This window comes from uncultured Roseovarius sp. (genome assembly GCF_913057115.1).
Lineage (GTDB): Bacteria > Pseudomonadota > Alphaproteobacteria > Rhodobacterales > Rhodobacteraceae > Roseovarius.
Map to the genome: position 1 here is coordinate 1 of NZ_CAJXNN010000003.1, position 26513 is coordinate 26513.

Sequence of the window (26513 nt, forward strand, 5' to 3'; positions counted from 1 at the left end):
TCACCGCGCGCCTTGTTAATTCCGGCGGGTGCGGGAAAAAATACCGACGCGATACCGACGTTTTGCCGACGCGATGCTGACAGGCACTTTCGTTGTTAACCAAAGGCTTAGAGGTGATTCGCGCCGTTTAGAAGCGGGCAGGCTTCAACCGCCCTTGCAGGTACCGGCCATAACCGTTCTTGGCGAACATCTCGGCCCGTTCCTCAAGGTCCTTGTCGCTGATCCAGCCCATCTGGTGCGCGATCTCGTCGAGGCAGCCCGTCTGCAAACCTTGCCGCTGTTCCAGCGTCCGCACGAAGTTGCCCGCATCCAGAAGGCTGGCATGGGTTCCGGTATCCAGCCAGGCATAGCCGCGCCCCATGCGTTTGACGTCCAGCGTCCCCTCTTCAAGGTACATCTCCAAAAGGCAGGCGATTTCCAACTCGCCCCGCGCCGACGGCGTGACCTTGCGGGCGCGTTCGGGGGCCTTTTCATCAAGAAAATAAAGCCCCGTCACCGCGTAATTAGAGGGCGGCTCAGCGGGTTTTTCGATGATCTGTTTGGCCTGTCCATCGGCATCGAATTCGACCACGCCATAGCGTTCGGGGTCGGCAACGTGGTAGCCAAAGACCGTTCCGCCGGTGGTTTTCGCGTCGGCACTGGCCAGCAATTCGCTCAACCCGTCGCCGAAAAAAATGTTATCTCCCAAGACCATGGCGCTGGGCGCGCCAGCAAGGAAATCTTCCGCCAGAATATAAGCCTGCGCCAATCCATCGGGTGAGGGCTGCACGATATAGGTCAGGGACAGGCCCCATTGGCTGCCGTCGCCAAGCGTGCGTTTGAATTGGTCTTGGTCCTGCGGCGTGGTGATCATCGCGATCTCGCGGATGCCTGCCAGCATCATGACCGAAAGCGGATAATAGATCATCGGCTTGTCGTAGATCGGCAAGAGTTGTTTCGACACACCCATGGTGATCGGGTAAAGCCGTGTCCCCGACCCGCCCGCGAGTATAATTCCCTTGCGCTGGCTCATGCGGTGCCTCGTTCGGTGCGTGACGCGGGACTGATTTTGAACATGACCACGGTGTTTTACCCCTGACAAATGATCGTCCGCTCATGGCATAGCATGGCACGACAGGAAACAAGCTGACGAGCCTTTTTGCCAAGCCGATGGCACCATTGGGGCATTTTCACGTGAATTAGGCCGCAAGGCCCTTGCTGCCCAGATCAAGGAATTTCTGGCGGCGGTCCTTGATGAGTTTCTCAGGGCTTTTGCCGTCCAGTTCGGCCAGCAGCGATTTGATCGCTTCGCCGACGGATGCAATCGCCGCCTCGGCGTTGCGGTGCGCGCCGCCAAGTGGCTCATCAATCACCTTGTCGGCCACGCCCAGTTTCAAAAGGTCTTGCGCCGTGAGGCGCAGAGCCTCGGCGGCTTCGCGCATTTTTTCCGCGTCTTTCCAAAGGATCGAGGCACAGCCCTCGGGCGAGATGACCGAATAGACCGAATGTTCCAACATCGCGACGCGGTTGGCGGTGGCAAAGGCCACGGCCCCGCCCGATCCACCTTCGCCGATCACCACGGAAATCAGCGGCACGCCGATTTGCAGGCATTTCTCGGTCGAGCGCGCGATGGCCTCGGATTGGCCGCGTTCCTCGGCCCCTTTGCCGGGATAGGCGCCGGGAGTGTCGACAAGGGTGATCACCGGAAGGCCGAAGTTATCGGCAATTTCCATCAGGCGGATCGCCTTGCGATAGCCTTCGGGCCGGGCCATGCCAAAATTCCGCTCAATCCGGGATTTGGTGTCGTTCCCCTTTTCATGGCCGATGACCATGACGGGTGTGTCGTTGAAGCGCGCCAACCCGCCCATGACGGCGTGATCGTCGGCGAAGTTCCGGTCACCGGCCAGCGGTGTGTATTCGTTAAACAACGCCTCGATGTAATCGCGGCAATGCGGGCGTTCGGGGTGACGGGCCACTTGGCATTTGCGCCATGGCGTCAAGGACTTGTAGAGGTCTTGCAGCATCGCCTCTGCCTTGCGATCCAGCGCGCCGGCCTCTTCCTCGACATCCATCTTGTCCTCACTGGAGCGGGCCAGAGCGCGCAGCTCCTCGGCCTTGCCTTCGATTTCGGCCAGAGGTTTTTCGAAGTCGAGGTAATTGGTCATCGTACACTCCCGGGTCAACGTTGCGATATATGACCTTGTGGGGCGTGATTTGCAATCGGCTAAAGCGTTTCGAGGAAAACCTGGATCACAGATTTTCGCGAAACGCAGCACTCCGTTCAATCGTTGCGCGCGTTCCACCTTTTGCTGATGTCTCAGGGTAAAGGTGGAACGCTTTAAAGCGTTTCCAGTTATTATTGCATCACCAATACCCTGCCAGGCCTACGGCCTTCTCGCGACATTGGTGATGCAGTTTGTATCAAGGTAAACTGGAAACGCTCTAGATAAAAAGACAGCCCCGGCGCAAGGCGCGGGGCTGTGAGTGGGAAGGAAACGCAATTTTAACTTTATTGTGGTTTAGTGACCGGCCAGTTCGAGGGCCTGTGCAAATTGATCTTTCGTCAGGGTGTCGCGCCAGTGGTCAACACAATCTGAGCGCATCATCACCAAACGGGTTTCGAGCACGCCGATCTCTTGCGCCAAGGCTTGCCGGTCGGCGCGCGGGGCATTGTCGAGGATCGCGGCGCGCAACTGGGCACGTTTGCCACGGGCATCGGCTTCAAGCGCCTGGCGTTTTGCGGGCATGGTGTCGATCCATGCCTTGAGGTCTGACCGTTGGTCTGCCGAAAGTTCAAGTGCATCCGCGTTTTGGGCGATCACTTTGGTCAGGCGGATGATGGGTGTGGATAATTCGCCCGTGTCACTGGCATGTACCTGATGTGCGCCAAGCCCGGTTGCGATGGCAAGGATCAGGGCGAGGGTTTTGATGGAATTGCGCATGATGTGGCCTGCGTTGTTCGTGTTGCAGGCATTACATGCGAGATTCGGAATGTTTTCCTTGATCTAAATCAAGAGTCAGCGGCTCATATTTCCAAGGCCGCCCGCAGCGCCAGTTCCGGAGAGGCCAGAACCGGCACGCGCATATCGGTCAGACGCTCGGCGGCGGGGGCCATGGAGGCCTGCGCCAGAACCACGCAAGACAGCTTTGGCAGGGTCATGGCGGCCTGCCGGATTTCCCCCGCAACGACGGAGGTGAAGGCATCGCTTTCGCCCGCCTCGAACAGCGGCCAATATTGCGTGAGGGGCAGAGGGTGAACGCTCTGCCGGGTGCCGGTGGCCTGCAAGGCACGGTCCAGCAGGGCAAGGCTTGGCTCATAGGTGCTGTCCAGCGCATAGGCCAGCATGATCGCGCCACCCGTTTGCGCGGCGGCCTGCATCATCGGCCAGTCAATACGCAGCGCGCCAAGGGATTCGGCGGCCTCGCCCAGCGTGGTGCAGGTGCAAAGCGTGGCACTGGGGGCCTTGGCGATGGTGTGGGCCAAATCCTCGGTCACGGTCTGATCGCCCGCGCGGGCGCGGTCCAACCATTCGGGCCGGGTGACATGGGTCAACTCGGCCCCCGGCGCGAGGCGGTCGCGCAGGGTGTTGAAGGTCGCCTCGTGCACCTTGGCGGTGTGGATCAGGGTTAGGGTCATTTTTGGCTGACGTGTTGGAGGGCGTGGCACGACAACATGAAATCCCGATCGCAGGCTTTGGTCAGGGCCTCGGTGGCCTTGGTCAGGGTCGCAGGGTCGGGTCTTTCCCGGTATTCGCCCAATTGCGTCATCCCGTAAGCGGAACAGCCAATAGCATCGCCCGCGTTGCAGGCTTTTTCGGCGATGGAAAGGAAGGCCTGAACATCCTTGGGGCTAAGGATGCGCGTGGCCAGCAGCGTGCAAATCTGGCCGTGGCCGTCGTCACATAGGCGTTTCAGGTTGGCGATGGTTTCGGTCTTGATCGGGGCCTCGACGGGTTTGGAGGGCTTGGTTTGTGCAAGGCCAGTAACCGCTGAGGCAAGGAAGAAACAGGCATTGTCAGAGCCCGCCATGCAGCCTTGGGTCAGGAAATCCAGATGCTCAAATGGTGTGACCTTGGGCAGGTTATAGTCTTCGATCAAGAGGCCCAGCCGCCCGCAGGCCCGCGCGTCGCCTGCCTCGCAGGTGGGGCGCAGGGTTTCGGCCTCGGCTTGGGCATGGGTTTTGGCCTGCGTCATCAACGCGCCATGCGTGGGTTTCTCGGGGCGCGCGCTGCCCATTTTCTGCAAGCCTTGCGCCTGCCAGTAACAGCCATCGGAGTTGCCTTCGGCGCAGGCTTGCCCGGTGGTTTGCAAAAGCAGGATCATCGACTCTTCAGGCCGGATGCTGCTGTCGTTTTGCGCCTCGCGTTGTACCAGATTGACCCATTTGAAGCACTGGGCGAAGTCGCCCTCGCGGCAGTTTGATTTGCCTTCGGCCACGGCGGTGGCAAGGATGCTTTGGGCGCGCTCAGGGTCTTTTGGGAAGGGCGGGATGGCATAGGTGTAATGGGCGGCAATCGCCTCGCACAGGCCGATATTTGTACCGTCGCAAGTGAGGGCGTCTTTGGGTTGCGCTTGGCCCGTGGTTCCAAGCGCAAGGACCGCCAAAAGGCTGGCAAGAAAAGCGCGCATCGTGGTGTTCCTTCAGGTAACCCACGGGTGTCCGTCACCCGTTTGCGGGCCATAACACGGGGATCAGGGTGGCGACCAGAAGCGCGGCCATCGCAAGGTTGAATTTTTGCAGGGTGCCGGGGCGTTTGAGCAGGCGGCGGAGTTGTTGGCCCAGAACGGTCCAGCTTGTGGTGGACACCATCGAGGCCGCTACATAGGTGCCCGCCACCCAAAGCACTGCCGGAATGTCGCGGCTTGCAGCGTAAAGTGTCACCGCCGAAAGCGCCATGGACCATGCCTTGGGGTTGACCCATTGGAAGGCGGCGGCCTGTAGGAAGGTGAGCGGGCGGCCCGTCGCCTCGGTCGCTTCGGGCGGGGCGGCGTTGGCGATTTTCCAAGCGAGGTACAGCAGGTAGCCCACGCTGAGCACCTTGAGGATCGTGTAGCTCAGCGGCCAAAGGTCAAAGACCTGCATCACCCCCACGCCCACCAGAAAGACCATGGTGGGAAAGCCAAGCCCAATGCCCAGCATATGCGGCACGGTCCGGCGAAAACCGAAATTCGCGCCCGAGGCCATGAGCATCAGGTTGTTCGGTCCGGGCGTTCCGGCGGTGACGAGGGCAAAGCCGAAGATGGCGGCGAGAAGGTCAAATGTCATGGCGGCTATATTATGGGCCTAAGCCTTGGGGGGAATCGCTTTTTGCGATGGGATGATGACAATTTGGCATGTTGGGTATTCGGGGTGTTGATCGGGTCAGTCCCCTGAGCGTTGCACCCGGTTGATGGCCCAAAGGGTGGTGATTGGGCCGATCAGTTCGAAAATCACCGTGGTGGCGATGGTCAGGCCAAGCAGAAGGTCGGCGTATTCGGGAAACTCTTGCGCTGCAACAAGCGCCATGCCCACGGCGACGCCCGCCTGCGGCAAGAGGGCCATACCGTACCAAGGCCGATATTTGGCGGGGGTGCCGGCAGCGGCCCCGCCAAGCCAGCCGCCAATGGCGCGACCAAGGATGCGCAGGACGACATAGCCGCCAAGGGCCAGACCGACGCCATTGAGGTGCGAAAGGTCAAGTGAGGCCCCGGCCAGCAGGAAAAACAGGATCATGAAGGGCCATTGGATATGTTCGATCTCGTGAAAGGCGACCTCGTGGTGCCGGGCGAGGTTGGCCACAAGCGCCCCCGCCGTCATGCCCGCCAACAAAAAGGAGACCTCGGCCCAGATGGCAAGACCTGCAGTCAGAAAGACAATGCCAAGCGCCTCGGTCTGCATCGGTTCCCCATCGCGCAAGCGCCCGGTGAGAAAGGCAGCGGGCAGGCCGATTATGGCCCCAAGCCCTAAGGCCCCGCCCACTTCCCATGCGGCGGTGCCGAAATGGCCAAGCTGCAATTCTCCGCCCATGGACACCGCCAGAACCACGGCCATGGAAAAGGCAATCAGGCCCCAAGCATCGTCAATCGCCACGATGCCCTTGAGGATATCGGGGAAGGGGCCGGATTTGCCAGACTGACGGATCGCGTCATGCGTCGCCGCCGGATCGGTCGCCGTGGCAATGGCCCCCAGCAGGATCGCCAAGGGCAAGGGCAGGCCCAGAAGCCACAAACCGCCCATTACCAGCGCCATGGTGACCACAACGATCAGTGCTGAGATGGTCAGGATGGCCCGGCCATGGATGTTGAGTTCTTCCAGTGTCAGGGAGCTGCCCAGAAGAAAGGCCACCATGGTCAGCGCGGTGACCGACAGGAAATCATATAACGCCTGTGCCTCGTGCGGGATTACGTCAAGGCCCGATGGCCCCACGGCAATGCCACAGGCCAGCAGGATCGTGACCCGCGGCAGGCGCGTGCGTCGGCCCAGTTCGTCGGCCAGAAGCCCAGTCAGGAAAAGTGCACCAAGCGCGATGAGAAGAACGGGAAGGTCCATCCCTTACCCCGCCAGCATACGCAGGCCTTGGGTCACGTCCGAACGCACGGCAAGGCGCAGCCCCGGTTCATCCCCCGCCTTCAACGCGGCGATGATCAGGCGGTGATATTGCGGCGGTTCTTTGCGGCGCAGGCGGCCATAGAGGGCGCGCATGGTGGGCCCGAGTTGCAACCAGACGGTTTCGGCCATGGCCAGCATCGCAGGGGCCTGCGCACGCAGGTAAAGCGTACGGTGAAATTCCAGATTGCGCTTGATGTAGGCCACGGCGTCTTGCCGCGCGATATCCTCGGCGATGCGGGTATTGATGGTTTGCAGCCGGTCAATGAGGGCGATGTGCGCGCGCGGCAGGGCGCGGCTGGCCAGTTCTACCTCGATCAGCGCACGCAGGGCGGCTAGCTCTTCAATCCGGTCATTGCTGAGTTCTGGTGTGGTCACGCGGCCCGAGCTTGAGACGGTCAGCGCGCCTTCGGCGGAAAGGCGGCGCACCGCCTCGCGCGCCGGGGTCATCGACACCTCGAATTCCGCGCCGATGCCACGCAGGGTCAGGGCCTGACCGGGGGCGATTTGGCCGTGCATGATGCGGCTGCGCAGCCCGCGATAGACGCGGTCATGGGCCGATGGGGCCGGATCGGGGCGGGGATTGAGCAGCATGGATTAATTGTGATCACAAAATTCGCGTTGGTCAATTGCCAAAGCGATAGCTGTGCAGGCTGGCCCCATGTTCGCGCAGCCAGCGGCGGTGCGGCTCATATCCCGGGCAAAGCCGGTCCACCGTAGCCCAGAAAGCGGGCGAGTGGTTCATCTCGGCCAGATGCGCGACCTCATGGGCGGCGACGTAATCCAGCACCGGGGCCGGGGCCATGATCAGCCGCCAAGAATACATCAGCCCGCCATTCGAGGAACACGACCCCCAGCGCGAGCGGGTATCGCGCAGGGTCAGCCGCGCATAAGGGCGGCCCAGCTTGGCGGCATAGTGATTTGAGGCGGCGGCCAGCCTGTCGCGCGCCTGCGCCTTGAGCCATGCCTGAAGCCGAGGCGCGAGGGTGGATTCGGGGCCGGGGACATGCAGCACGCCGTCTTGGGCCACGATCCGTCGCCCCGGACCGGGGGCGATTCGGTGGGGTATACCCTGAAAGGGCAGATCCTCCCCCATGCCGATGGCTTGCTGTTCGGGCCGTTTGTCCAATTGCTGCCTGAGCCAGCCTTGCTTTTCGCGGGCGAAATCCAGCGCCTCGCGTTCGGGAACGCCATTCGGCAAGGTCAGTGTGACCTTGCCGTCAAGCCCCGAAACACGCAGGGAAATCCGCCGCGCGCGGCCCGACCGACGCAGGGTCAGATCAATGGGCGGGTCGCCCGGAATGACATGTTGCCCCATATGGCCCCCTAAAGCCTTTGACACACGGGTTCCGTTATGGCAGGTGGCGCAGACCGTCGACAAGATCGAAAGAGTTGAAAGGGATCACCCATGCCCAAGGAAGAATGGGGCGTAAAGCGCGTTTGCCCGACCACCGGAAAACGGTTTTATGACCTGAACAAGGATCCGATCGTCAGCCCTTATACGGGTGAGATCGTTGAACTGGAGACCGGCAAGAGCCGGTCCATCACGGCTGACGCCGAGGATGCCGAGACCAAGAAGATGAAAGAGTCGGACGCCGGCAACGACACGGAAGTGCTGGATGATGATGACGTCGATGTCGATCTGGGCGATGATGTTCTGGAAGATGATGACGATGATAACGTGTCTCTGGACGACATCGCAGACGTGTCGACTGAGGATAACGAAAGCTGATTTCGATTCTCTGCTGCGCGGCGGGATTTTCCACTTGATCCCGCCCGCGGCTTTGCCTAGATAGCGGCGAACATCGACCCGGAAGGGTCAACGGTTTGGGGCCTTAGCTCAGCTGGGAGAGCGCTTGCATGGCATGCAAGAGGTCAGGGGTTCGATCCCCCTAGGCTCCACCAAAAATCCCCGAACATACGACCATGCGCTGCCCCTCAAGGGTCAGTTTCGCCTGTCCAGTTTCGTCGAGAGATGGATCAGGCTTTCGGAGCTTTTGACGCCGCGCGTCTCGCCGATGCGGTCCAAGGTGTCATCAAGTGCCTCGGTCGTGTCCGCCTCCAGCCCCACGATCAAATCAAAGCGCCCGGATGTCGTGTGGACGGTGCGAACGCTGGGAAGCGACTTGAGGCGCGAAAGAACCGCTGGGGCGCTGCGCGGTTCTATGCTGACAAGCGCTGTCGCGCGGAGCGGTGCGCGCAGCGACTCGGACAATCGCAGGGTATAGCCAGCGATGACGCCTGAATGCTCCAAACGGTCCAACCGCGCCTGCACGGTGGTCCGCGCCAGGCCCAGCTTTCGGGCCAGCGTCGCAACGGGCGTTCGGGCATTGTCGGCCAGAAGCGACAAAAGCGCGTGATCAGTTTCGTCGATTTGCATTATGTTTCCGTTAATTCGCCGACGATTTCATACATATTAGCCGATAAGACGCGCGGAATCGACGTGTATTGCCTGCAGACTCAAGAAAACATCAGGTGAGGCAGCAGAAAACCATGCGAGATATCCCGAATTGGCCCGATCCGAAAGCGCACCTGATGCGCCATGCCCCTGACGAGCCAACGCTGTACTTTTGTCCAGCTATTCTTCAGGCGACGGCGCGGCGATTTCAGGCTGGGTTTGATGGTTTGATCACCTATGCCGTGAAGGCCAACCCCGGGGAGGAAGTGCTGGGCAATCTGGTGGCGGCGGGAGTGCGCGCCTTTGACGTGGCCAGCCCGCGGGAGATGTATGCTGTGCGTGCCGTCTGCCCTGATGCTGTTCTGCATTACAACAATCCCGTCCGGTCCCCAGAGGAGGTGGCCGTCGCCATCCGGCTCGGGGTGACGTCATATTCGGTGGACTGCGCAAGCGAATTGGAAAAACTGTCCGCGGTCCCGGCCGGCACCGAAGTCTCGGTGCGGCTGGCCCTTCCGGTCGCGGGGGCGGCATATGATTTCGGTGAGAAATTCGGTGTCGGCCCCAAGGCAGCGGCGGAACTCTTGCGCAAGGTATATGAGGGCGGTTTCACGCCTGCGTTGACGTTCCACCCTGGCACGCAATGCGATGATCCGGCGGCTTGGGGGGCGTATATCGCCGAGGCGGCGGAAGTGGCCCAAATGGCCGGTGTTGGCCTGGCGCGGCTGAACGTCGGCGGTGGATTCGCCGCCCATCGGAACGGGGATGCACCCGACCTTGAGGCGATATTCGTCCATATCCGGGCAGAGGTGGACCGCTGTTTCGGGGCTGACGCGCCCGACCTGGTTTGTGAGCCGGGGCGCGCCATGGTGGCGGATGCCTTTACCTTGGCCACAAAAGTGAAAGCCGTACGGGATGGCGGCGCGCTCTTTCTCAATGACGGGGTTTATGGCGGGTTGACCGAAGTACGCGATATTGGTGCGCCTGACCGTATCAGCGTTCTTGGGCCTGATGGCGTCGCACGCGGCGGTGCATTGGCAAACCGTGTGGTTTTCGGCCCAACCTGTGACAGTATCGATCGGTTGCCCGACGCTCTTCCTCTTCCGGGCAATGTGGCAGAAGGTGACTATGTGCTTTTTGCTGGCATGGGCGCCTATACCCGAAGCCTGACCACCCGCTTCAATGGATACGGACTTAGCGACGTTGTAACCGTGGCGCGCCTTTCATAGCCCCTTGCGTCCGGGCATCTCGGCGCTAGGCTCCGGTTCAAACGGGCGCGAAAGGGGATGTCATGGAGAAGTTCGGCAAAAGTCAGCCGGTGACGCGACTGGAAGATAAGCGTTTCCTGACAGGGCAGGGGCGGTATGTTGATGATATCGCGCCAGAGGGCGCGTTATATGCCTATGTCCTGCGCAGCCCGGTGGCGCACGGAACGATTTCCGATTTGGACGTTTCAGATGCGCGCGAGGTCGAGGGCGTTCACCTTGTGCTGACGGCGCAGGATCTGACTCAGGCAGGTGTGACCGAGGGCATGGCCTTCAACACGGTGAAGAACCGCGACGGCAGCAAGGCCGCCGCCCCCCGCCGCCCGATCCTTGCCGAAGGTCGCGTGCGCTTTGTGGGGGAGCCTGTGGCCATGGTCGTGGCCGACAGTCTCGATGCTGCGCGCGACGCGGCTGAGGCGATCATGCTGGATATCGACGACCTTCCAGTGCACATGGAGGTTGGCCCAGGCGGTGAATCCCTGCACGAGGAGGCCCCCGACAACCGAGCCTTCGATTGGGGCTTGGGGGATGAAGCGGCTGTAGAGGCGGCGATCGCGGCGGCCGCGCATGTGGTGCGACTGCCCCTGCACGACAATCGTATCATCGCCAATCCGATGGAACCGCGCGGCTGTTTCGCAGAGGTTTTGGATGGGCGCCTGCACGTCAGTGTCAATGGACAGGGTGTTTGGGGGACCAAGCGCAACTTGGCCCGGGTACTGAACATGGCGGCGGAGGGTATTCGTGTGACCACTCCAGATGTCGGCGGCGGTTTCGGGACCAAGGCGATGGATTATCCCGAGACCTATCTGGTGGCCCATGCTGCGCGGGCCTTGAACCGCCCGGTCCGGTGGATGGCTGACCGCGGCGAAGGGATGTTGAGCGATAATGCCGGTCGCGGGTTGGACCACGACCTGACGCTGGCCTTCGATGCCGATCACAGGATCATCGCTTACCGCGTGGATAGCCGCGTCGACCTTGGGGCCTATTGCAGCACGATGGGGCAGGGTATTCAGACCGACCTGTTCTCCAAGGTCTTGATGGGCGTTTATGACGTGCAGGATGCTTATTTGCATGTTGAGGGCTATTTTACCAATACCACGCAGGTCGATGCCTATCGCGGGGCCGGGCGGCCCGAGGCGATATTCGCGCTGGAACGGGTCATGGACCAAGCCGCGCGTGAATTGGGGCTCGACCCTTGGGAACTCAGGCGGCGGAACTTCATCCCTGCAGAGGCCTTTCCTTATACCTCGGCCACGGGCGAGACTTATGATGTCGGAGACTTTCACCGCGTGCTCACCCGCGCCGAGGAAGCGGCAGATCGGGCCGGGTTTTCGGCCCGCATCGCCGAAAGCGCCGCCCGTGGAAAACTGCGTGGAATGGGGTTGTGTTACTATATTGAAAGTATTCTGGGTAATCCTTCCGAGACCGCCAAAGTGGTTTTCGAGGAGGACGGAGGTGTGTCGATCTATGTGGGCACGCAGTCAAACGGTCAGGGGCATGAAACCGTCTATGCCCGGTTCCTGTCGGACCAGACGGGCATTCCCATCGAGAAGATCACGGTGGTCCAAGGTGATAGCGACCGCATCGCCAGTGGCGGTGGAACTGGCGGCTCGCGGTCGGTGACCACGCAAAACAACGCGACGCTGGCGACTGTCGGCAGGATGGTCGAGACTTACGGCGCCTATCTGGCTGAGAAGATGGGCGTCAATTCAGGGGACGTCAGCTTCGACGATGAAACTTTCCGGGCGCCCGGTTCGAACATGACGCCGACCTTTCTGGAGGCTGCCGAGATGGCCCGGGAAGATGGACGCAACGACCTGTTGACCCACGAGGAAACCGCGACTCTTCCGGCGCGCTCTTATCCCAACGGGGCGCATGTCGCGGAGGTAGAGGTGGACCCGGAAACCGGGAAGGTCACGCTGGATCGCTACACGGTCGTTGATGATTTCGGCAACCTGATCAATCCCTTGCTTGTCGAGGGGCAGGTGCATGGCGGTGCGGTGCAGGGTATCGGGCAGGCGCTTTGCGAACATGTGGTTTACGATGAGGATGGTCAGCTCCTCACGGCAAGTTTCATGGACTATGCGATGCCAAGGGCCGATGATGTTCCCATGTTCCACTTTGAAACCGAGCCCGTGCCGTCAACCGCCAATGCCATGGGTATGAAGGGCTGTGGTGAGGCAGGCACCGTCGGGGCCATGGCGGCCATGGGCAATGCAGTCAGCGATGCTTTGTGGGATCATGGGGTGCGGCATGCGGATATGCCATTCACCCCGCACCGAGTTTGGACGATGTTGAACGATGCCATGGCGCAATTGGAGTAAACGGCTCTACGCCCTATTGCGCCCCGGCCTGCGCCGGGGGCAAAGCCAGTTTGTCCGCAGTCGGGGGCAAGTAACCCATGTTATTATCCTCGACGGCACCATGTCGTCGCTCGATCCGGGATGTGAAAGCAACGCAGGCCTGACGTACAAACTCTTGTCCGAGGTGAGCGGGTCAGCGCTGTCCGTCTATTACGAGGCCGGCCTGCAATGGCAGGACTGGCGATCGACTGCTGACGTCATGATGGGGCGAGGGATAAACCGGCAAATCCGGCGCGCCTATGGCCATCTGGCGAGCCGTTACCGCGCAGGAGATCGCATCTTTTTGATGGGGTATTCGCGTGGGGCCTATGCCGCCAGATCACTGGCTGGCGTGATTGATTGCGTGGGACTTTTACGGGCAGAACATGCCACGGAGCGCAACATCGTCACCGCGTATCGCCATTACCAATCCACATTCGGAAGCGATGCCGCCAAAGTATTCGCCGAGGCCTATTGCCATGCGGAAACGCCGATCGAGATGGTCGGTGTCTGGGATACGGTAAAAGCCTTGGGCCTGCGGCTGCCGATCCTCTGGCGTTGGAGCGAGGCAACCCATGCCTTTCATAGCCATGAACTGGGCGCAACGATTCGGCATGGGTTCCATGCGCTGGCACTGGATGAAACACGGCATGCCTATGAACCGGTCCTTTGGGATTGCCCGGCCGATTGGGCGGGGCATGTCGAACAGGTTTGGTTTCGTGGGACGCATGGCGACGTGGGTGGGCAACTGGGCGGCTTTCAACCTGCGCGTCCGCTTGCCAATATTTCGTTGGTTTGGATGCTGCAATGCGCTGAAAACTGTGGTCTTGCGCTTCCTGTAGGATGGCGCGCGCGCTTTGGAACCGATGCCGAGGCCCCGTCGGTTGGCACTTGGCGGGGATGGGGAAAGATTTTCTTGCTGAGGGGCGCGCGCGTGGTGGGGCGAGACCCGTCAGAGCGGCTTCACGAGACTGTTTCTGGCAAGGAGGGCCCCGAGGTGGCCGAGGGGCAGACGGTCTGATGAAATGGGGGGCTTTGCCCCCGTCGCCTTTCGGCGACTCCCCCAGGATATTTTAGAACAGAAGAAGGGCGCGCCCTCTTGGCTACCTGCGCGTGACCTGCATGATGAGGCAGGTGGTGGAGCCGCTGGCATATAGTTTCTGATCCTCGACGCCCCGTATTTCGCCAGTGGCGACGCCGGTGGATCTGCCTGCGTGGGTGACGGTGCCAGTGGCACGCACTTTCATTCCCAAGGGAATCGCGCGCGTGATGTTCACCTTGTACTCAAGCGTGGTGTAGGCCGATCCACGCGGTAGTTTGGTCATCACCGCGCAGGCCATGCAACTGTCAAGAATGGCACCGTACCACCCGCCGTGCAGGCCACGCATGGGGTTGGTCACGGGAAAGTCGGGTGTACCTTCAAAGACCACGCAGCCGTCCTCGGCGGATATGGGCCAGAAGCCCATGGTGGCGCCAATGGGTGGGCCGGGCAGGCGACCGGCCACCATGTCTTGCATGAATTCCAGGCCAGAACGGGCCAGAAGGTCATCCAGGTCAGGCAATTGGTCGAGTGTTTCGGCGATATTCATATGCGGCCCCCGGAGATGTCATCCGGGGGCAAGCTATGGCAGCTTGGTGAAAAGGAAAAGCCTCAGGCGACGTCGCGCAGCTCTACCTTGGGGGCCACGCCAAGCGCGTGGCAGACATCGCGGGTCAGTTCCGGCCGGTTCAGCGTATAGAAATGCAGGTCTTCGACGCCACCCTCGATCAGGTCACTGCACAGTTCCGTGGCAAGCGCCGTGGCCAGCAGGTCTTCGCGCCCGTCGCGTTTGGCCTTGGCAAAGGCATCGTCCAGCCATGCGGGGATTTGTGTGCCGCAGGCGGCGGCGAATTTGCGAACACCGGTCCAGTTTTCGATCGGCAGGATGCCGGGAATGATCGGCGCGTCGATGCTCGCCTTTTCGCAGGCATCGCGGAAGCGGAAGAAGGTTTCCGGCTCAAAGAAGAACTGCGTGATCGCCTCACTTGCCCCGGCGTCGATCTTGCGCTTGAGCCAGTCGACATCGGCCTTTTGATCGGCGGCCTCGGGGTGTTTTTCGGGGTAGGCGCCAACGCGGATGGTGAATTTTCCGGTCTCGGCCAGCGCCTCGATCAATTCGCAGGAATTGGCGAACCCGTCGGGATGCGGGGCAAAGCGGCCCGCGCCCTTGGGCGGGTCACCGCGCAGGGCGACGATTTCGCTGACGCCAGCGGCGGCGAAGCTGTCGGCGATCTGCAATGTCTCGGTGCGGGTGGCCTCGACACAGGTGAGGTGCGCCGCCACGTTCAGGCCCGAGGTGTTGTGCAAGGTGCCCACCGCTTCGCGCGTCAATTCGCGCGTGGTGCCGCCCGCGCCATAGGTCACCGAGACAAAGCGCGGGTCAAGCGGGGCCAGTGTTTGCACCGTGTCCCAGAGGCGAAAGGAGGCCTCAAGGGATTTGGGCGGGAAGAATTCGAAGGAAATGCGGGGCGTGGTCATCTGGGTCAATCCTGCAAGAATCTCATGTTACCCCTCTTGTTGCAGGTGCAGCATTGTGAGACAACTTCATAAAATTCATGGTTTGAATGAGGTTCATTCACAAAATGCACATCGAATTTCGCCATCTGCGCACGATCCGCGCCATCCATCAGGCGGGCGGATTGGCGCGTGCGGCCGATCTTTTGCACATCACGCAATCGGCGTTGAGCCATCAGATCAAGGGGTTGGAGGATCAGGCCGGGGTGGAATTGTTCGTGCGCCGGTCCAAGCCTTTGCGCCTCTCGGCGGCGGGGCAAAGGTTGTTGCGGGTGGCCGAGAAGGTGCTGCCGGAGATTGAAGCGCTTGAGGCGGAGTTTGGCGGGCTGCGCGAGGGCAGCGCGGGGCGGATGCATATCGCCATCGAATGTCATGCCTGTTTCGAATGGCTGTTCCCGGTGTTGGAGCGGTTTCGCAAAAACTGGGGCGAAGTGGATGTGGATATCCGCCCGGGTCTGGCCTTCGATGCGCTGCCCGCCTTGCAAAAGGAAGAGGTGGATCTGGTGGTGTCCTCGGACCCGGAGGATTTGCCGGGGATCACCTTCAAGCCCTTGTTCGATTATGAGCCGGTCTTTGTGGCTTCAAGTCAGCATCCCCTAGCGCAGAAACCCTATGTGGAGGCGGCGGATTTTCGCGGCGAGACCTTGATCACTTACCCGGTGGATCGCTCGCGTCTGGATGTGTTTTCGGAGCTTTTGACCCCTGCCAAGGTGGAGCCGCGCGCCATCCGGCAGGTGGAGCTGACGGCAGTGATCCTGCTTTTGGTGGCCTCGAACCGCGGCGTTGCGGTGTTGCCCGATTGGGTGGTGCGGGCGCAACGAGGAAGCCGCGATTACGTCACCCGACCGATCACGGAAACGGGCCTGACCAAGCGGCTATATGCGGCCATTCGAGAGGATGACGCCGATAAACCTTACATGGCGCATCTGATCCGGCTGGCGCGGGAAATTCCCGTGCGCTTGCAGCGGGGATTGGAGCCGGCCTAAGCGGTGATCGTCACTTCGGTGCCCCATCCTGCGCAACGGTCCACGAGGGCGGTCGGCAGCGGCCGATCGGTAAAAAAGCGGTCGATATCCTGAAGTGAGCCGATGCGCACAGGCGCATTGCGCTGGAATTTCGAGTGGTCGGCCACCAGAAAGACCTCACGTGAGCGTTTAAGAAGGGCTTGACCCACCAAAACCTCCTGAATGTCGAAATCCAGAAGGTCGCCGTCTTCGTCCATGGCCGAACAGCCCAGGATCGCGTAGTCGAACTTGAAATTTTCGATGGTGCGGGCGGTGATATTGCCGACCAGCCCGTTATCGGCCCGGCGCAGGGTGCCGCCCGCCACGACGATTTCGCAATCGGGGTTGGCCAGCAGGATATTGGCCACGTTCATGTTGTTGGTCACGACCATCAGGTTGCTGTGATCCAAAAGGGCATGGGCCACGGCTTCGGTCGTGGTACCGATATCGAGGAACACCGAGGCACTGTCAGGAATTTCGGCGGCGCAGGCGCGGGCGATGGATTGCTTGGCGTCCTCATGCAGGCGGCGGCGTTCCTCGTAGACGATGTTGGTAACGCCCGAGGGCAGGATCGCACCGCCATGCACGCGTTCCAGCTTACCGGCATTGGCCAGTTCGGTGAGGTCGCGGCGGATGGTCTGGACCGTGACGTTGAAACGTTCGGCCAGGTCTTCGACCATGACCTTGCCCTCGGTCCGGGCGATTTCCAGAATGTCGGGTTGGCGGAATGTCTGCGACATGGGCCCCTCATCACCGTGTTTTTTCGATTATGTTCGTTTTTTCCGGCAAATCAAGAAACGCGATGAAATTTGATGCCAGAGGACTGATTCTCTTGGCGGCGCATTGCGGGTTTGTAAAACTGACGTGACGAAAAAGATGGTTCACGAAAGAAATTCCCAACAAAAACAAAGCAAAACCCTAAAAGCGAACACAAACGAACATTTATGATTGACGATTGCCGCGCGTTTGTGGTTCGTTTTGTCGCAGACCCTAAGTGTGGGAGGAGAGCGCGCGTGGGCGGCAAGGGCACATCCAGTGATACGGTTGATCTGTTCGTTATCGGCGGCGGCATCAACGGCTGTGGTATCGCGCGGGATGCCGCGGGGCGGGGCCTTTCCGTTGCCTTGGCGGAAATGAACGATCTGGCCTCGGCCACATCTTCGGCTTCGACCAAGCTGTTTCATGGCGGGTTGCGCTATCTGGAATATTTCGAGGTGCGTTTGGTGCGCGAGGCCTTGATCGAACGCGAAACCCTGCTGCGCGCGATGCCGCACATCAGTTGGCCGATGCGCTTTGTCCTGCCCTATCACAAGGATATGCGGTTCGAGGGGGAAACGCCCACTTCGAAGCTGCTGAACTTTTTGATGCCTTGGATGAAGGGGCGGCGGCCTGCCTGGCTGATCCGGCTTGGCCTGTTCATGTATGACCATCTGGGCGGGCGCAAGATTCTGCCGGCGACCAAAACGCTGGACCTTGGCCAAGCGCCCGAGGGTGCGCCGCTCAAGGATAAATTCCAGCGGGCCTTTGAATATTCCGACTGCTGGATCGAGGATAGCCGCCTTGTGGTACTCAATGCTCGCGACGCCGAAGCGCGCGGTGCGCGGATCATGACGCGGACCAAGGTGATGACGGCCACACGCGAGGGCGATCTGTGGGTGGTGGAGGTGGAAAACACCGAGACCGGGCGGCGCGAAACCATTCATGCACGCGCCCTTGTCAATGCCGGTGGCCCTTGGGTGAAAGATGTGATCACCGGCACGCTGCGCCAGAACGCCAGCGCCGGTGTGCGCCTTGTGCGCGGCAGCCATATCGTTACCCGCCGCCTCTTTGATCACGACAAATGCTATTTCTTCCAAGGCACCGACGGGCGGATCATTTTCGCCATTCCCTACGAGGGGGATTTCACCCTGATCGGGACAACGGATGTGGAGCATGAAGACCCGTCGGCCAAGCCCGAATGCACCGAGGATGAGGCGCAGTATTTGTGCGATTTCGCTTCAGAGTATTTCGAACAGCCGGTGACGCGCGACGATATCGTCTGGACCTATTCCGGTGTGCGCCCGCTTTATGACGACGGGGCCAAATCGGCCACGGCGGCGACGCGCGATTACGTGCTCAAGCTGGAGGCCGAAGGCGGCGCGCCGGTGCTGAATGTCTTTGGTGGCAAGATCACCACCTACCGCAAGCTGGCCGAGGCCGCACTGGCCAAGATCATGCCGTTCTTCGATCACGCCAAGGGTGAATGGACGGCGGGCGTTGCCCTGCCGGGGGGTGATTTCGCGGTAGACGGCGTGCAGCGTCTGGTTGATGATCTAAAGTCCGTCTACCCGTTTTTGGATGACTATTGGGCTGGGCGTTTGGTGCGTGCCTATGGCACGGAGGCGGTGGATGTTCTGGGCGATGCCACGGGCATGGAGGACCTTGGCCCGCATTTCGGCGCGACGCTGACCGGGCGCGAGGTGGCATGGATGATGCGCCACGAATACGCCCAGCGGGCCGAGGATATCGTCTGGCGGCGCACCCGTCTGGGCCTGCGGATGAGCGAGGCGCAGATCAAGGCGCTGGATAAATGGATAACGTCAGGGGAGGCCATGGCCGCCGAATAAGGCTGGCCGGGCCGTGAAGGAGGAACGACGCGGATGACGCTGACACTGGATAGTGTGACCAAGGTGGTGAACGGGCAGGTGCATATCCACCCCACCGACCTGACGTTGGAAAAGGGCACGATGAATGTGCTTTTGGGGCCGACATTGTCGGGGAAGACCTCGCTCATGCGGTTGATGGCCGGGCTGGACGTGCCGAATGAAGGGCGCATCATGTGGAATGGTTCGGATGTCACCGGCATGCGGGTGCAGGATCGTCAGGTGGCGATGGTCTATCAGCAGTTCATCAACTACCCGTCGATGAGCGTTTATGACAACATCGCCTCGCCCCTGCGCCTGATGGGCAAGAAACCGGCCGAAATCGACGCAGCGGTGAAGAAAACCGCCGATCTGATGAAGCTGACCCCGATGTTGGACCGCAAGCCGCTGGAACTATCGGGCGGGCAGCAGCAACGCTGTGCCTTGGCGCGGGCGCTTGTGAAGGGCGCGGGGCTGGTTCTCTTGGATGAGCCGCTGGCGAACCTTGACTACAAGCTGCGCGAAGAATTGCGGATCGAGATCCCCAAGATTTTCGAGGAATCCGGCGCGATCTTCGTTTACGCCACGACCGAGCCGGAAGAGGCGCTTTTGCTGGGCGGCAATACCGCGACGCTTTGGGAAGGCCGTGTGACGCAGTTTGGCCGCACGCCCGATGTTTACCGCCGCCCCGTCGATGCCACCACCGCGAGGGTCTTTAGCGACCCGCCGATGAACTTCCTTCAGGTGTCGAAAACCGGCAGCAAGCTGATGTTCGGCGATGGGCAGACCGCCCCCGCCACGGGCAAACTGGGTGAGTTGGCTGATGGCCGCTACACCGCCGGGTTCCGCCCCAACCACCTTGAGATCGGCAAGCACACCGCCGATGCGATGCAGTTCACCACGCAACTGAGCGTGACGGAACTGACCGGCTCGGAAACCTTTGTGCACCTTGATCATCATGGGGAGCGTTGGGTCGGCCTGATCCACGGGGTGCATGATCTGGAACTGGGGGCTGATCTGGATGTCTATCTGGACCCCAGCCACGTTTACGTCTTTGGCGAAGATGGCGCGCTTGTCGCGCCCGCCGCCTATGCGATTGCGGCTTGAGGGGGGCGCAGAATGGCAAAGATCACCTTGGATAACCTCGCCCATTCCTACCTGCCCAACCCGGCCAGTGAAGATGACTTCGCGCTGAAAGAACTCAACCACGATTGGGACGATGGCGCGGCCTATGCCCTTCTGGGGTCGTCGGGCTGTGGTAAGTCCACGCTTCTCAATATTATTTCGGGGCTTTTGCACCCCTCGCAGGGCCGTATTCTGTTTGATGGGCAAGACGTGACCAACGCGCCCACCGCCGCGCGCAACATCGCGCAGGTGTTCCAGTTTCCGGTTGTCTACGACACCATGACCGTGCGCGATAACCTTGCCTTTCCGCTGCGCAACCGGGGCCGGGACGAGGCCTATGTCGCCGAACGGGTGCAGGAAGTGGCCCGCATGATCGGCATGGAAGAGGAACTGTCGCGCAAGGCGCGGGGCCTCACCGCCGATGCCAAGCAAAAGATCAGCCTTGGCCGGGGCATGGTGCGCAAGGACGTGAATGCCCTGTTGTTCGATGAGCCGCTGACGGTGATCGACCCGCATATGAAATGGGAATTGCGCACGCAGTTGAAGAAACTGCACCACGATTTCGGCCACACGATGATCTACGTCACCCACGACCAGACCGAGGCCCTGACCTTCGCCGATAAGGTGGTGGTGATGTACGATGGCCGCGTCGTGCAGATCGGCACGCCGGAAGAGCTGTTTGAGCGTCCCGAGCATACCTTCGTGGGCTATTTCATCGGCTCACCGGGGATGAACGTGATCCCCGCCAAGGTGGAAGGCAAACAGGCCTATATCAACGGCTCGGCCCTTGATCTGGGTGCCGCCTATGGCGCGCTTGAAGGCAAGGTGGAAATCGGTGTGCGGCCTGAATTTGCCCGCCTTTCCGACAGCGACGGCTTGCCCGTCAAAGTGCGCCGGGTCGAGGACGTAGGCCGCCACAAGATCGTGCGCGCCGAGTTTTTCGGCAACGATATCAACATCATCGCAGGTGAGGGCGAAGAGATTGGCGCGGACAAGACGCGCGTCACCTTCGACCCTGCGCATGTCAACGTTTACGCCAATGACTGGCGGGTCGCGCCAGAAGGCGCGCGTAAAGGACCTGTGGGGGAGGCCGCGTAATGCAGGAGAAAACAGTCAACCAAAAGGCATGGTTCCTTGTCTTGCCGGTTCTGGTGCTAGTGGCCTTTTCGGCGATCATCCCGCTGATGACGGTGGTCAACTACTCGGTGCAAGACACCTTCGGCGGCAACCAATTCTTCTGGGCCGGGTTGGAGTGGTTCGATGAATTGCTGCATTCGGAACGGATGTGGGATGCGCTGGGCCGTCAGTTGGCCTTTTCGGCGATCATTCTGGCCATCGAGGTGCCGCTTGGCATTTTCGTGGCGCTCAATATGCCCAAAAGCGGCTTTTGGGCCAGCTTTTGCTTGGTGGTCATGTCGCTGCCGCTTTTGATCCCTTGGAACGTGGTTGGCACCATCTGGCAAATCTTTGGCCGGGTCGATATCGGCCTGCTGGGCTACACGCTCGATAAGCTGGGTATTTCCTACAACTACACGCAGGATTTCTTTGCCGCTTGGGCCACGGTCATCGTGATGGATGTCTGGCACTGGACCTCGCTTGTGGCGCTCTTGGCCTATGCCGGGCTGCAATCCATTCCCGATGCCTACTACCAAGCCGCCAAGATCGACCAAGCCAGCCGTTGGAAGGTGTTTCGCTATATCGAACTGCCGAAGATGGCCGGGGTTCTGATGATCGCGATTTTGCTGCGCTTCATGGACAGCTTCATGATCTATACCGAGCCTTTCGTCGTCACCGGCGGCGGCCCGGGCAATGCGACCACCTTCCTCTCGATCGACCTTGTGAAGATGGCGCTGGGGCAGTTCGACCTTGGACCGGCGGCGGCCTTCTCGATCATGTATTTCCTCGTGATCCTGCTGATCTCATGGGTGTTCTACACCGTCATGACCAACCTCGACAAAGCGGAGGGCAAGTAAATGGCCGATATGACCGTGAACCAAAGCGCCCGCCGTGGCATGGCCCTGCCGCGTATCAACAGTCGCGCGGTGGTGATGACGCTTTATCTCGTGTTCCTGATGCTGCCGATCTATTGGCTGGTGAACATGAGCCTGAAAACCAATGCCGAGATCTTGGGGTCTTTCTCGCTCTGGCCGCGTGACCTGACGTTGCAGAACTATGTCACGATCCTGACCGACCCAAGCTGGTATATGGGCTACGTCAATTCGCTGATCTACGTGGTGATGAATACCGTGATCTCGGTCGCGGTGGCGCTTCCGGCGGCCTATGCCTTTAGCCGTTATCACTTCATGGGCGACAAGCACCTGTTCTTCTGGCTGCTGACCAACCGGATGGCCCCGCCCGCCGTGTTCGCCCTTCCGTTCTTTCAGCTTTATAGCTCGGTCGGCCTGTTTGACACGCATATCGCGGTGGCACTGGCACATTGCTTGTTCAACGTGCCGCTGGCGGTGTGGATTTTGGAGGGCTTCATGCGCGGTGTGCCCAAGGAAATCGACGAGACCGCCTATATCGACGGTTACAGCTTTGGCCGTTTCTTCGTGAAAATCTTTATGCCGCTGATTGCCTCGGGCATCGGTGTGGCGGCCTTCTTCTGCTTCATGTTCTCATGGGTGGAACTGCTGCTGAGCCGCACCCTGACCAGTGTCGACGCCAAGCCCATCGCCGCCACCATGACCCGGACGGTTTCGGCATCGGGGCTGGACTGGGGCGTGCTGGCAGCGGCCGGGGTGCTGACCATCGTGCCGGGCGCTTTGGTGATCTACTTCGTGCGCAACTACATCGCCAAGGGCTTTGCCCTGGGCCGCGTGTAAGGGAGGAAACAGACTATGGACTGGATGGCATGGACCCTACCGACCGCCGCATTCTTTGGCGTCATCGCCCTGCTGCTGATCACCTTCACGGTGCTGGCGATCAAATTCCCCGAAACCCCGCGCACCGGGATTTTGCGGATCGAAACCACGCGGGGTGATCGTTTGTTCATCACGCTTCTCGGCTCGGCCTTTATCAATCTGGCTTGGCTGGGCCTTGTCGGCGCAAACCAACCCTATGCGCTGATCCTTTGCCTGATCTACGCCGCAGCGGTCTTTCGCTGGGTGTAGGGCGGACCTGCGCCCGGGACCGGAGGAGACCGGGCGCCAACCTTCAAGATCCTCAATGACAAGATTGGTTCTAACTGGGAGGAAAGCCATGAACCTTAACCTCAAATCCACAACCGCGCTGGGCCTTGCCCTGTCGCTTCTGACCGGACCGGGTTTCGCCGGGATGGAGGAAGCGCGGGAATTCCTTGATGCGGAAATCGGTGAGCTGTCGGTGCTGGATCGTGCCGAGCAAGAGGCCGAAATGCAGTGGTTCATCGACGCGGCACAGCCCTTTGCGGGCATGGATATTCGCGTTGTGTCAGAAACCATCACCACCCACGAATACGAGGCCAAGGTTCTGGCCCCGGCGTTTTCGGCCATCACCGGCATCAACATCACCCACGACCTGATCGGTGAAGGTGACGTTGTCGAGAAACTGCAAACGCAGATGCAGTCGGGCGAAAACATCTATGACGCCTATATCAACGACTCGGACCTGATCGGCACCCACTGGCGCTATCAGCAGGTGCGCAACCTGACCGATTGGATGGCAGGTGAAGGCGCGGATGTGACCAATCCAGGGCTAGATGTCGATGATTTCATCGGCACGCAGTTCACCACCGGCCCCGATGGCAAGCTTTACCAACTGCCCGACCAGCAGTTCGCGAACCTTTACTGGTTCCGCTATGACTGGTTCACGCATCCCAAATCGAAAGAGGACTTCAAAGCCGCCTATGGCTACGACCTTGGCGTTCCCGTGAACTGGTCGGCCTATGAGGATATTGCCGAGTTCTTCACCGGGCGCGATATGTCCTATGCCGGTGGTCCGTCGTCAGAAGTCTACGGCAACATGGACTACGGCAAGAAAGACCCCAGCCTCGGCTGGCGCTTCACCGATGCCTGGATGTCCATGGCAGGGATGGGCGACGTGGGTGAACCCAACGGCCTGCCGGTCGATGAATGGGGCATCCGCGTGAACGAAAACAGCCAGCCCACGGGGTCTTGCGTCGCACGCGGCGGGGCCACCAACAGCCCGGCGGCGGTCTACGCGATTGAGAAATACACCAAGTGGCTCAATGAATACTCGCCGCCCGCCGCGGCCGGTATGACCTTTGGTGAGGCTGGCCCGGTTCCGGCCCAAGGCAACGTCGCGCAACAAATGTTCTGGTACACCGCCTTTACCGCCGACATGGTGGGTGATGGCGCGGAGGCCGTTCTCAACGACGATGGCACGCCCAAGTGGCGCATGGCCCCCAGCCCGCACGGTGCCTATTGGGAAGACGGCATGAAAGTCGGCTACCAAGACGCCGGTAGCTGGACCTTGATGAAGTCGACCCCGGTGGATCGTGCCAAGGCCGCGTGGCTCTATGCACAGTTCGTGACCTCGAAAACCGTGGACCTGAAGAAGGCACATACCGGCCTGACCTTCATCCGCGAATCCACGATCAACCACGAAAGCTTCACCGAGCGGGCACCGAAACTGGGCGGTCTTGTGGAATTCTACCGCAGCCCGGCCCGGACCCAGTGGTCGCCCACCGGCACCAACGTGCCTGACTACCCCAAGCTGGCACAGCTGTGGTGGCAGAACATCGGCGATGCTTCCTCGGGTGCGAAATCGGCCCAAGAAGCACTGGATAGCCTTTGCGCGCAACAAGAACGCGTGCTTGAGCGTCTGGAACGCGCCGGTGTGCAGGGCGATCTTGGCCCCAAACTCAACGAGGAACGCGACCCCGATTATTGGCTGAGCCAACCGGGTGCGCCGAAGGCCAAGTTGGACAACGAAAAGCCCGCGCCGGAAACCGTCGACTATGACGAGCTTCTGGCCAGCTGGAAGTAAACCTCCCGCCGGGGGCGCGACGATTGCGTGGCCCCGGCCCTCTTCTCCCTGACGGACCTTTGGGTATCGCTTGCATGATGCCGCTGTCCGATTACTCTGCGGCCGCTGGGCCTCTGGCGGCCGCTTTTTCATGACCAACACGACGCGCGGGGGATACCACCATGACCCATATTCTGGCCATTGACCAAGGCACCACCTCAAGCCGGGCCATCCTGTTCAATCAAGAGATGAAGCTGGTCGCCACCGCGCAGGAAGAATTCCCACAGCATTATCCCGATTCCGGCTGGGTCGAACATGACCCGGCGGACCTGTGGTCAACCACCGCTGGCACCTGCCGCGCGGTGATCGAACGTGCAGGGCTAAGCGTCGCGGATGTCACCGCCATCGGCATCACCAACCAACGCGAAACGACGGTTGTTTGGGACAAGCAGACAGGCGAGCCGATTTACAACGCCATCGTCTGGCAGGATCGCCGCACATCTGAGTTATGCCGCACCCTGCGCGATGCGGGGCACGAGGCGATGGTCACCGACCGCACCGGCCTTTTGCTGGATCCCTATTTCTCGGGCACCAAACTGAAATGGATCCTCGATAACGTCGAAGGCGCCCGCGCCCGCGCCGAGGCGGGGGAGTTGCTGTTCGGTACCGTCGATACCTTCCTGATCTGGAAACTGACGGGCGGGGCGGTGCATGCCACCGACGCCACCAATGCCGCGCGCACCCTGCTATATGACATTCGCAAGGGGCGGTGGAGTTCCACGATCTGCGATTTGCTGGACATCCCGCACAACATGCTGCCCGAGGTGCGCGACAGTGCCGATGATTATGGCATGGTGCGCGATGACCTGTTCGGCCGCGAAATCCCCATTCGTGGCGTGGCGGGCGACCAACAGGCCGCCACCGTCGGGCAGGCCTGTTTCGCGCCGGGGATGCTGAAATCCACCTATGGCACAGGCTGTTTTGCCCTGCTCAACACCGGCGATACACCGGTGGTGTCGCAAAATCGCTTGCTCACCACGATTGCCTATCAACTGGATGGCAAACCCACCTATGCGCTGGAAGGCTCGATCTTTATCGCGGGGGCGGTTGTGCAATGGCTGCGCGATGGGCTGAAAATCATCCGCGAAGCCTCGGAAACCCAACCCTTGGCAGAAGGTGCGGACCCTGCGCAAAACGTCGTGCTGGTGCCCGCCTTCACCGGGCTTGGCGCGCCCTATTGGAATGCCGAATGTCGCGGTGCTGTCTTTGGCCTGACGCGCAATTCGCGGCCACAGGAATTTGCCCGCGCGGCGCTCGAAAGCGTGGGCTATCAAACCCGCGATCTGCTGGAAGCGATGCGTAGCGATTGGGCCGCCGAAGGCGGCGCTGCCCTGCGCGATGGTGGGGCCGAAACCCTGCGCGTCGATGGCGGGATGAGCGCCAGCGATTGGGCGATGCAATTCCTGTCGGACATCATCGACGCGCCGGTGGACCGTCCCGAGGTTCTGGAAACCACGGCGCTTGGGGCGGCTTGGCTGGCCGGGATGCAGGTGGGGCTATACCCGGGGCTTGAGGAGTTTGCCCAGACATGGGCGCTGGACCGAAAGTTCACGCCCGACATGAACGACGTCACCCGCGCCCGCAAATACGACGCATGGAAACGCGCGGTGAATGCGACTTTGAGTTTTTGAACCTCTAAGGTGCTTTACGTCCTAGGGTCGCGGAACCCAGGTC

At 60.8% G+C, this 26513-nt stretch carries 26 protein-coding genes and 1 tRNA gene; 14 read left to right on the plus strand and 13 right to left on the minus strand.

Annotation, left to right across the window (positions count from 1 at the left end):
• Positions 1-127 precede the first annotated feature (127 nt).
• The 9 genes from rfbA to QZ498_RS02040 all read right to left on the minus strand — a co-directional run bounded on the left by rfbA (position 128) and on the right by QZ498_RS02040 (position 7883).
• Positions 128-1012, minus strand: coding sequence for a glucose-1-phosphate thymidylyltransferase RfbA (rfbA, locus tag QZ498_RS02000; protein ID WP_294619712.1), 885 nt, complete (start codon positions 1010-1012; stop codon positions 128-130).
• Positions 1013-1178: 166 nt separating this feature from the next.
• The gene (locus tag QZ498_RS02005) at positions 1179-2144 is read right to left on the minus strand and encodes an acetyl-CoA carboxylase carboxyltransferase subunit alpha (protein ID WP_294619714.1); all 966 of its coding nucleotides are present in this window, start codon (positions 2142-2144) and stop codon (positions 1179-1181) included.
• A gap of 354 nt (positions 2145-2498) precedes the next feature.
• A complete protein-coding gene (locus QZ498_RS02010; protein ID WP_294619716.1) occupies positions 2499-2921 on the minus strand; it encodes a hypothetical protein in 423 nt (140 codons plus the stop codon).
• Between the two features lie 83 nt (positions 2922-3004).
• The gene (locus QZ498_RS02015) at positions 3005-3616 is read right to left on the minus strand and encodes a hypothetical protein (protein ID WP_294619718.1); all 612 of its coding nucleotides are present in this window, start codon (positions 3614-3616) and stop codon (positions 3005-3007) included.
• Positions 3613-4608, minus strand: coding sequence for a hypothetical protein (locus QZ498_RS02020; RefSeq protein ID WP_294619720.1), 996 nt, complete (start codon positions 4606-4608; stop codon positions 3613-3615). The genes QZ498_RS02015 and QZ498_RS02020 overlap by 4 nt, the downstream gene beginning before the upstream one ends.
• 34 nt (positions 4609-4642) lie before the next feature.
• Complete coding sequence (locus QZ498_RS02025) at positions 4643-5245, minus strand: LysE family translocator (RefSeq protein ID WP_294619722.1); 603 nt, start codon at positions 5243-5245, stop codon at positions 4643-4645.
• A 96-nt stretch (positions 5246-5341) separates the two neighbouring features.
• Positions 5342-6508 (minus strand): cation:proton antiporter, encoded by a 1167-nt coding sequence (locus tag QZ498_RS02030; RefSeq protein WP_294619724.1) that lies wholly within the window; start codon positions 6506-6508, stop codon positions 5342-5344.
• Between the two features lie 3 nt (positions 6509-6511).
• Positions 6512-7159, minus strand: coding sequence for a GntR family transcriptional regulator (locus tag QZ498_RS02035; protein ID WP_294619726.1), 648 nt, complete (start codon positions 7157-7159; stop codon positions 6512-6514).
• Between the two features lie 31 nt (positions 7160-7190).
• A complete protein-coding gene (locus QZ498_RS02040; RefSeq protein WP_294619728.1) occupies positions 7191-7883 on the minus strand; it encodes a M48 family metallopeptidase in 693 nt (230 codons plus the stop codon).
• A 90-nt stretch (positions 7884-7973) separates the two neighbouring features.
• Here QZ498_RS02040 and QZ498_RS02045 point away from each other — a divergent pair, with 90 nt between their 5' ends.
• Both QZ498_RS02045 and QZ498_RS02050 read left to right on the plus strand, forming a co-directional pair.
• Entirely contained in the window at positions 7974-8297 is a 324-nt protein-coding gene (locus QZ498_RS02045) for a TIGR02300 family protein (RefSeq protein ID WP_294619730.1), read from the plus strand.
• 97 nt (positions 8298-8394) lie between these two features.
• Positions 8395-8470, plus strand: a tRNA-Ala gene (locus QZ498_RS02050).
• A gap of 40 nt (positions 8471-8510) precedes the next feature.
• On the opposite strand, the gene QZ498_RS02055 is transcribed toward QZ498_RS02050, so the two are convergent.
• Positions 8511-8945 carry an AsnC family transcriptional regulator gene (locus QZ498_RS02055; RefSeq protein WP_294619732.1) on the minus strand — a complete coding sequence of 145 codons (435 nt, stop codon included), beginning with the start codon at positions 8943-8945 and terminating at the stop codon, positions 8511-8513.
• 113 nt (positions 8946-9058) lie between these two features.
• Here QZ498_RS02055 and QZ498_RS02060 point away from each other — a divergent pair, with 113 nt between their 5' ends.
• From QZ498_RS02060 to QZ498_RS02070, 3 genes are all read left to right on the plus strand, one after another.
• Positions 9059-10189, plus strand: coding sequence for a type III PLP-dependent enzyme (locus QZ498_RS02060; RefSeq protein ID WP_294619734.1), 1131 nt, complete (start codon positions 9059-9061; stop codon positions 10187-10189).
• Between the two features lie 62 nt (positions 10190-10251).
• Positions 10252-12549 carry a xanthine dehydrogenase family protein molybdopterin-binding subunit gene (locus QZ498_RS02065; protein WP_294619736.1) on the plus strand — a complete coding sequence of 766 codons (2298 nt, stop codon included), beginning with the start codon at positions 10252-10254 and terminating at the stop codon, positions 12547-12549.
• Positions 12527-13588 (plus strand): DUF2235 domain-containing protein, encoded by a 1062-nt coding sequence (locus QZ498_RS02070; protein ID WP_294619738.1) that lies wholly within the window; start codon positions 12527-12529, stop codon positions 13586-13588. The genes QZ498_RS02065 and QZ498_RS02070 overlap by 23 nt, the downstream gene beginning before the upstream one ends.
• 82 nt (positions 13589-13670) lie before the next feature.
• Here QZ498_RS02070 and QZ498_RS02075 read toward each other — a convergent pair whose 3' ends face one another.
• Complete coding sequence (locus QZ498_RS02075; protein ID WP_294619741.1) at positions 13671-14156, minus strand: PaaI family thioesterase; 486 nt, start codon at positions 14154-14156, stop codon at positions 13671-13673.
• 62 nt (positions 14157-14218) lie between these two features.
• Positions 14219-15085 carry a methylenetetrahydrofolate reductase [NAD(P)H] gene (metF, locus tag QZ498_RS02080; protein WP_294619743.1) on the minus strand — a complete coding sequence of 289 codons (867 nt, stop codon included), beginning with the start codon at positions 15083-15085 and terminating at the stop codon, positions 14219-14221.
• Positions 15086-15189: 104 nt separating this feature from the next.
• Between metF and QZ498_RS02085 the strand changes: the two genes are divergently transcribed.
• A complete protein-coding gene (locus QZ498_RS02085) occupies positions 15190-16107 on the plus strand; it encodes a LysR family transcriptional regulator (RefSeq protein ID WP_294619745.1) in 918 nt (305 codons plus the stop codon).
• On the opposite strand, the gene QZ498_RS02090 is transcribed toward QZ498_RS02085, so the two are convergent.
• Positions 16104-16865, minus strand: a complete 762-nt coding sequence (locus QZ498_RS02090) for a DeoR/GlpR family DNA-binding transcription regulator (RefSeq protein WP_294619747.1) — start codon at positions 16863-16865, stop codon at positions 16104-16106. The two genes, QZ498_RS02085 and QZ498_RS02090, sit on opposite strands and share 4 nt — an antisense overlap.
• A 273-nt stretch (positions 16866-17138) precedes the next feature.
• Between QZ498_RS02090 and glpD the strand changes: the two genes are divergently transcribed.
• The 8 genes from glpD (at position 17139) to glpK (ending at position 26470) form a co-directional block, all read left to right on the plus strand.
• Entirely contained in the window at positions 17139-18731 is a 1593-nt protein-coding gene (gene glpD, locus QZ498_RS02095; protein ID WP_294619749.1) for a glycerol-3-phosphate dehydrogenase, read from the plus strand.
• 33 nt (positions 18732-18764) lie between these two features.
• Positions 18765-19853 carry an ABC transporter ATP-binding protein gene (locus QZ498_RS02100; RefSeq protein ID WP_294619751.1) on the plus strand — a complete coding sequence of 363 codons (1089 nt, stop codon included), beginning with the start codon at positions 18765-18767 and terminating at the stop codon, positions 19851-19853.
• Positions 19854-19865: 12 nt separating this feature from the next.
• Complete coding sequence (locus QZ498_RS02105; RefSeq protein ID WP_294619754.1) at positions 19866-20969, plus strand: ABC transporter ATP-binding protein; 1104 nt, start codon at positions 19866-19868, stop codon at positions 20967-20969.
• Positions 20969-21844, plus strand: a complete 876-nt coding sequence (locus tag QZ498_RS02110) for a carbohydrate ABC transporter permease (protein ID WP_294619756.1) — start codon at positions 20969-20971, stop codon at positions 21842-21844. The genes QZ498_RS02105 and QZ498_RS02110 overlap by 1 nt, the downstream gene beginning before the upstream one ends.
• 9 nt (positions 21845-21853) lie before the next feature.
• Positions 21854-22696, plus strand: a complete 843-nt coding sequence (locus QZ498_RS02115; protein WP_294620002.1) for a carbohydrate ABC transporter permease — start codon at positions 21854-21856, stop codon at positions 22694-22696.
• 15 nt (positions 22697-22711) lie between these two features.
• The gene (locus tag QZ498_RS02120; RefSeq protein WP_294619758.1) at positions 22712-22984 is read left to right on the plus strand and encodes a DUF2160 domain-containing protein; all 273 of its coding nucleotides are present in this window, start codon (positions 22712-22714) and stop codon (positions 22982-22984) included.
• A gap of 88 nt (positions 22985-23072) precedes the next feature.
• Positions 23073-24800, plus strand: coding sequence for an ABC transporter substrate-binding protein (locus tag QZ498_RS02125; protein ID WP_294619760.1), 1728 nt, complete (start codon positions 23073-23075; stop codon positions 24798-24800).
• A 161-nt stretch (positions 24801-24961) separates the two neighbouring features.
• Positions 24962-26470 carry a glycerol kinase GlpK gene (glpK, locus tag QZ498_RS02130; RefSeq protein ID WP_294619761.1) on the plus strand — a complete coding sequence of 503 codons (1509 nt, stop codon included), beginning with the start codon at positions 24962-24964 and terminating at the stop codon, positions 26468-26470.
• Positions 26471-26513 lie beyond the last annotated feature (43 nt).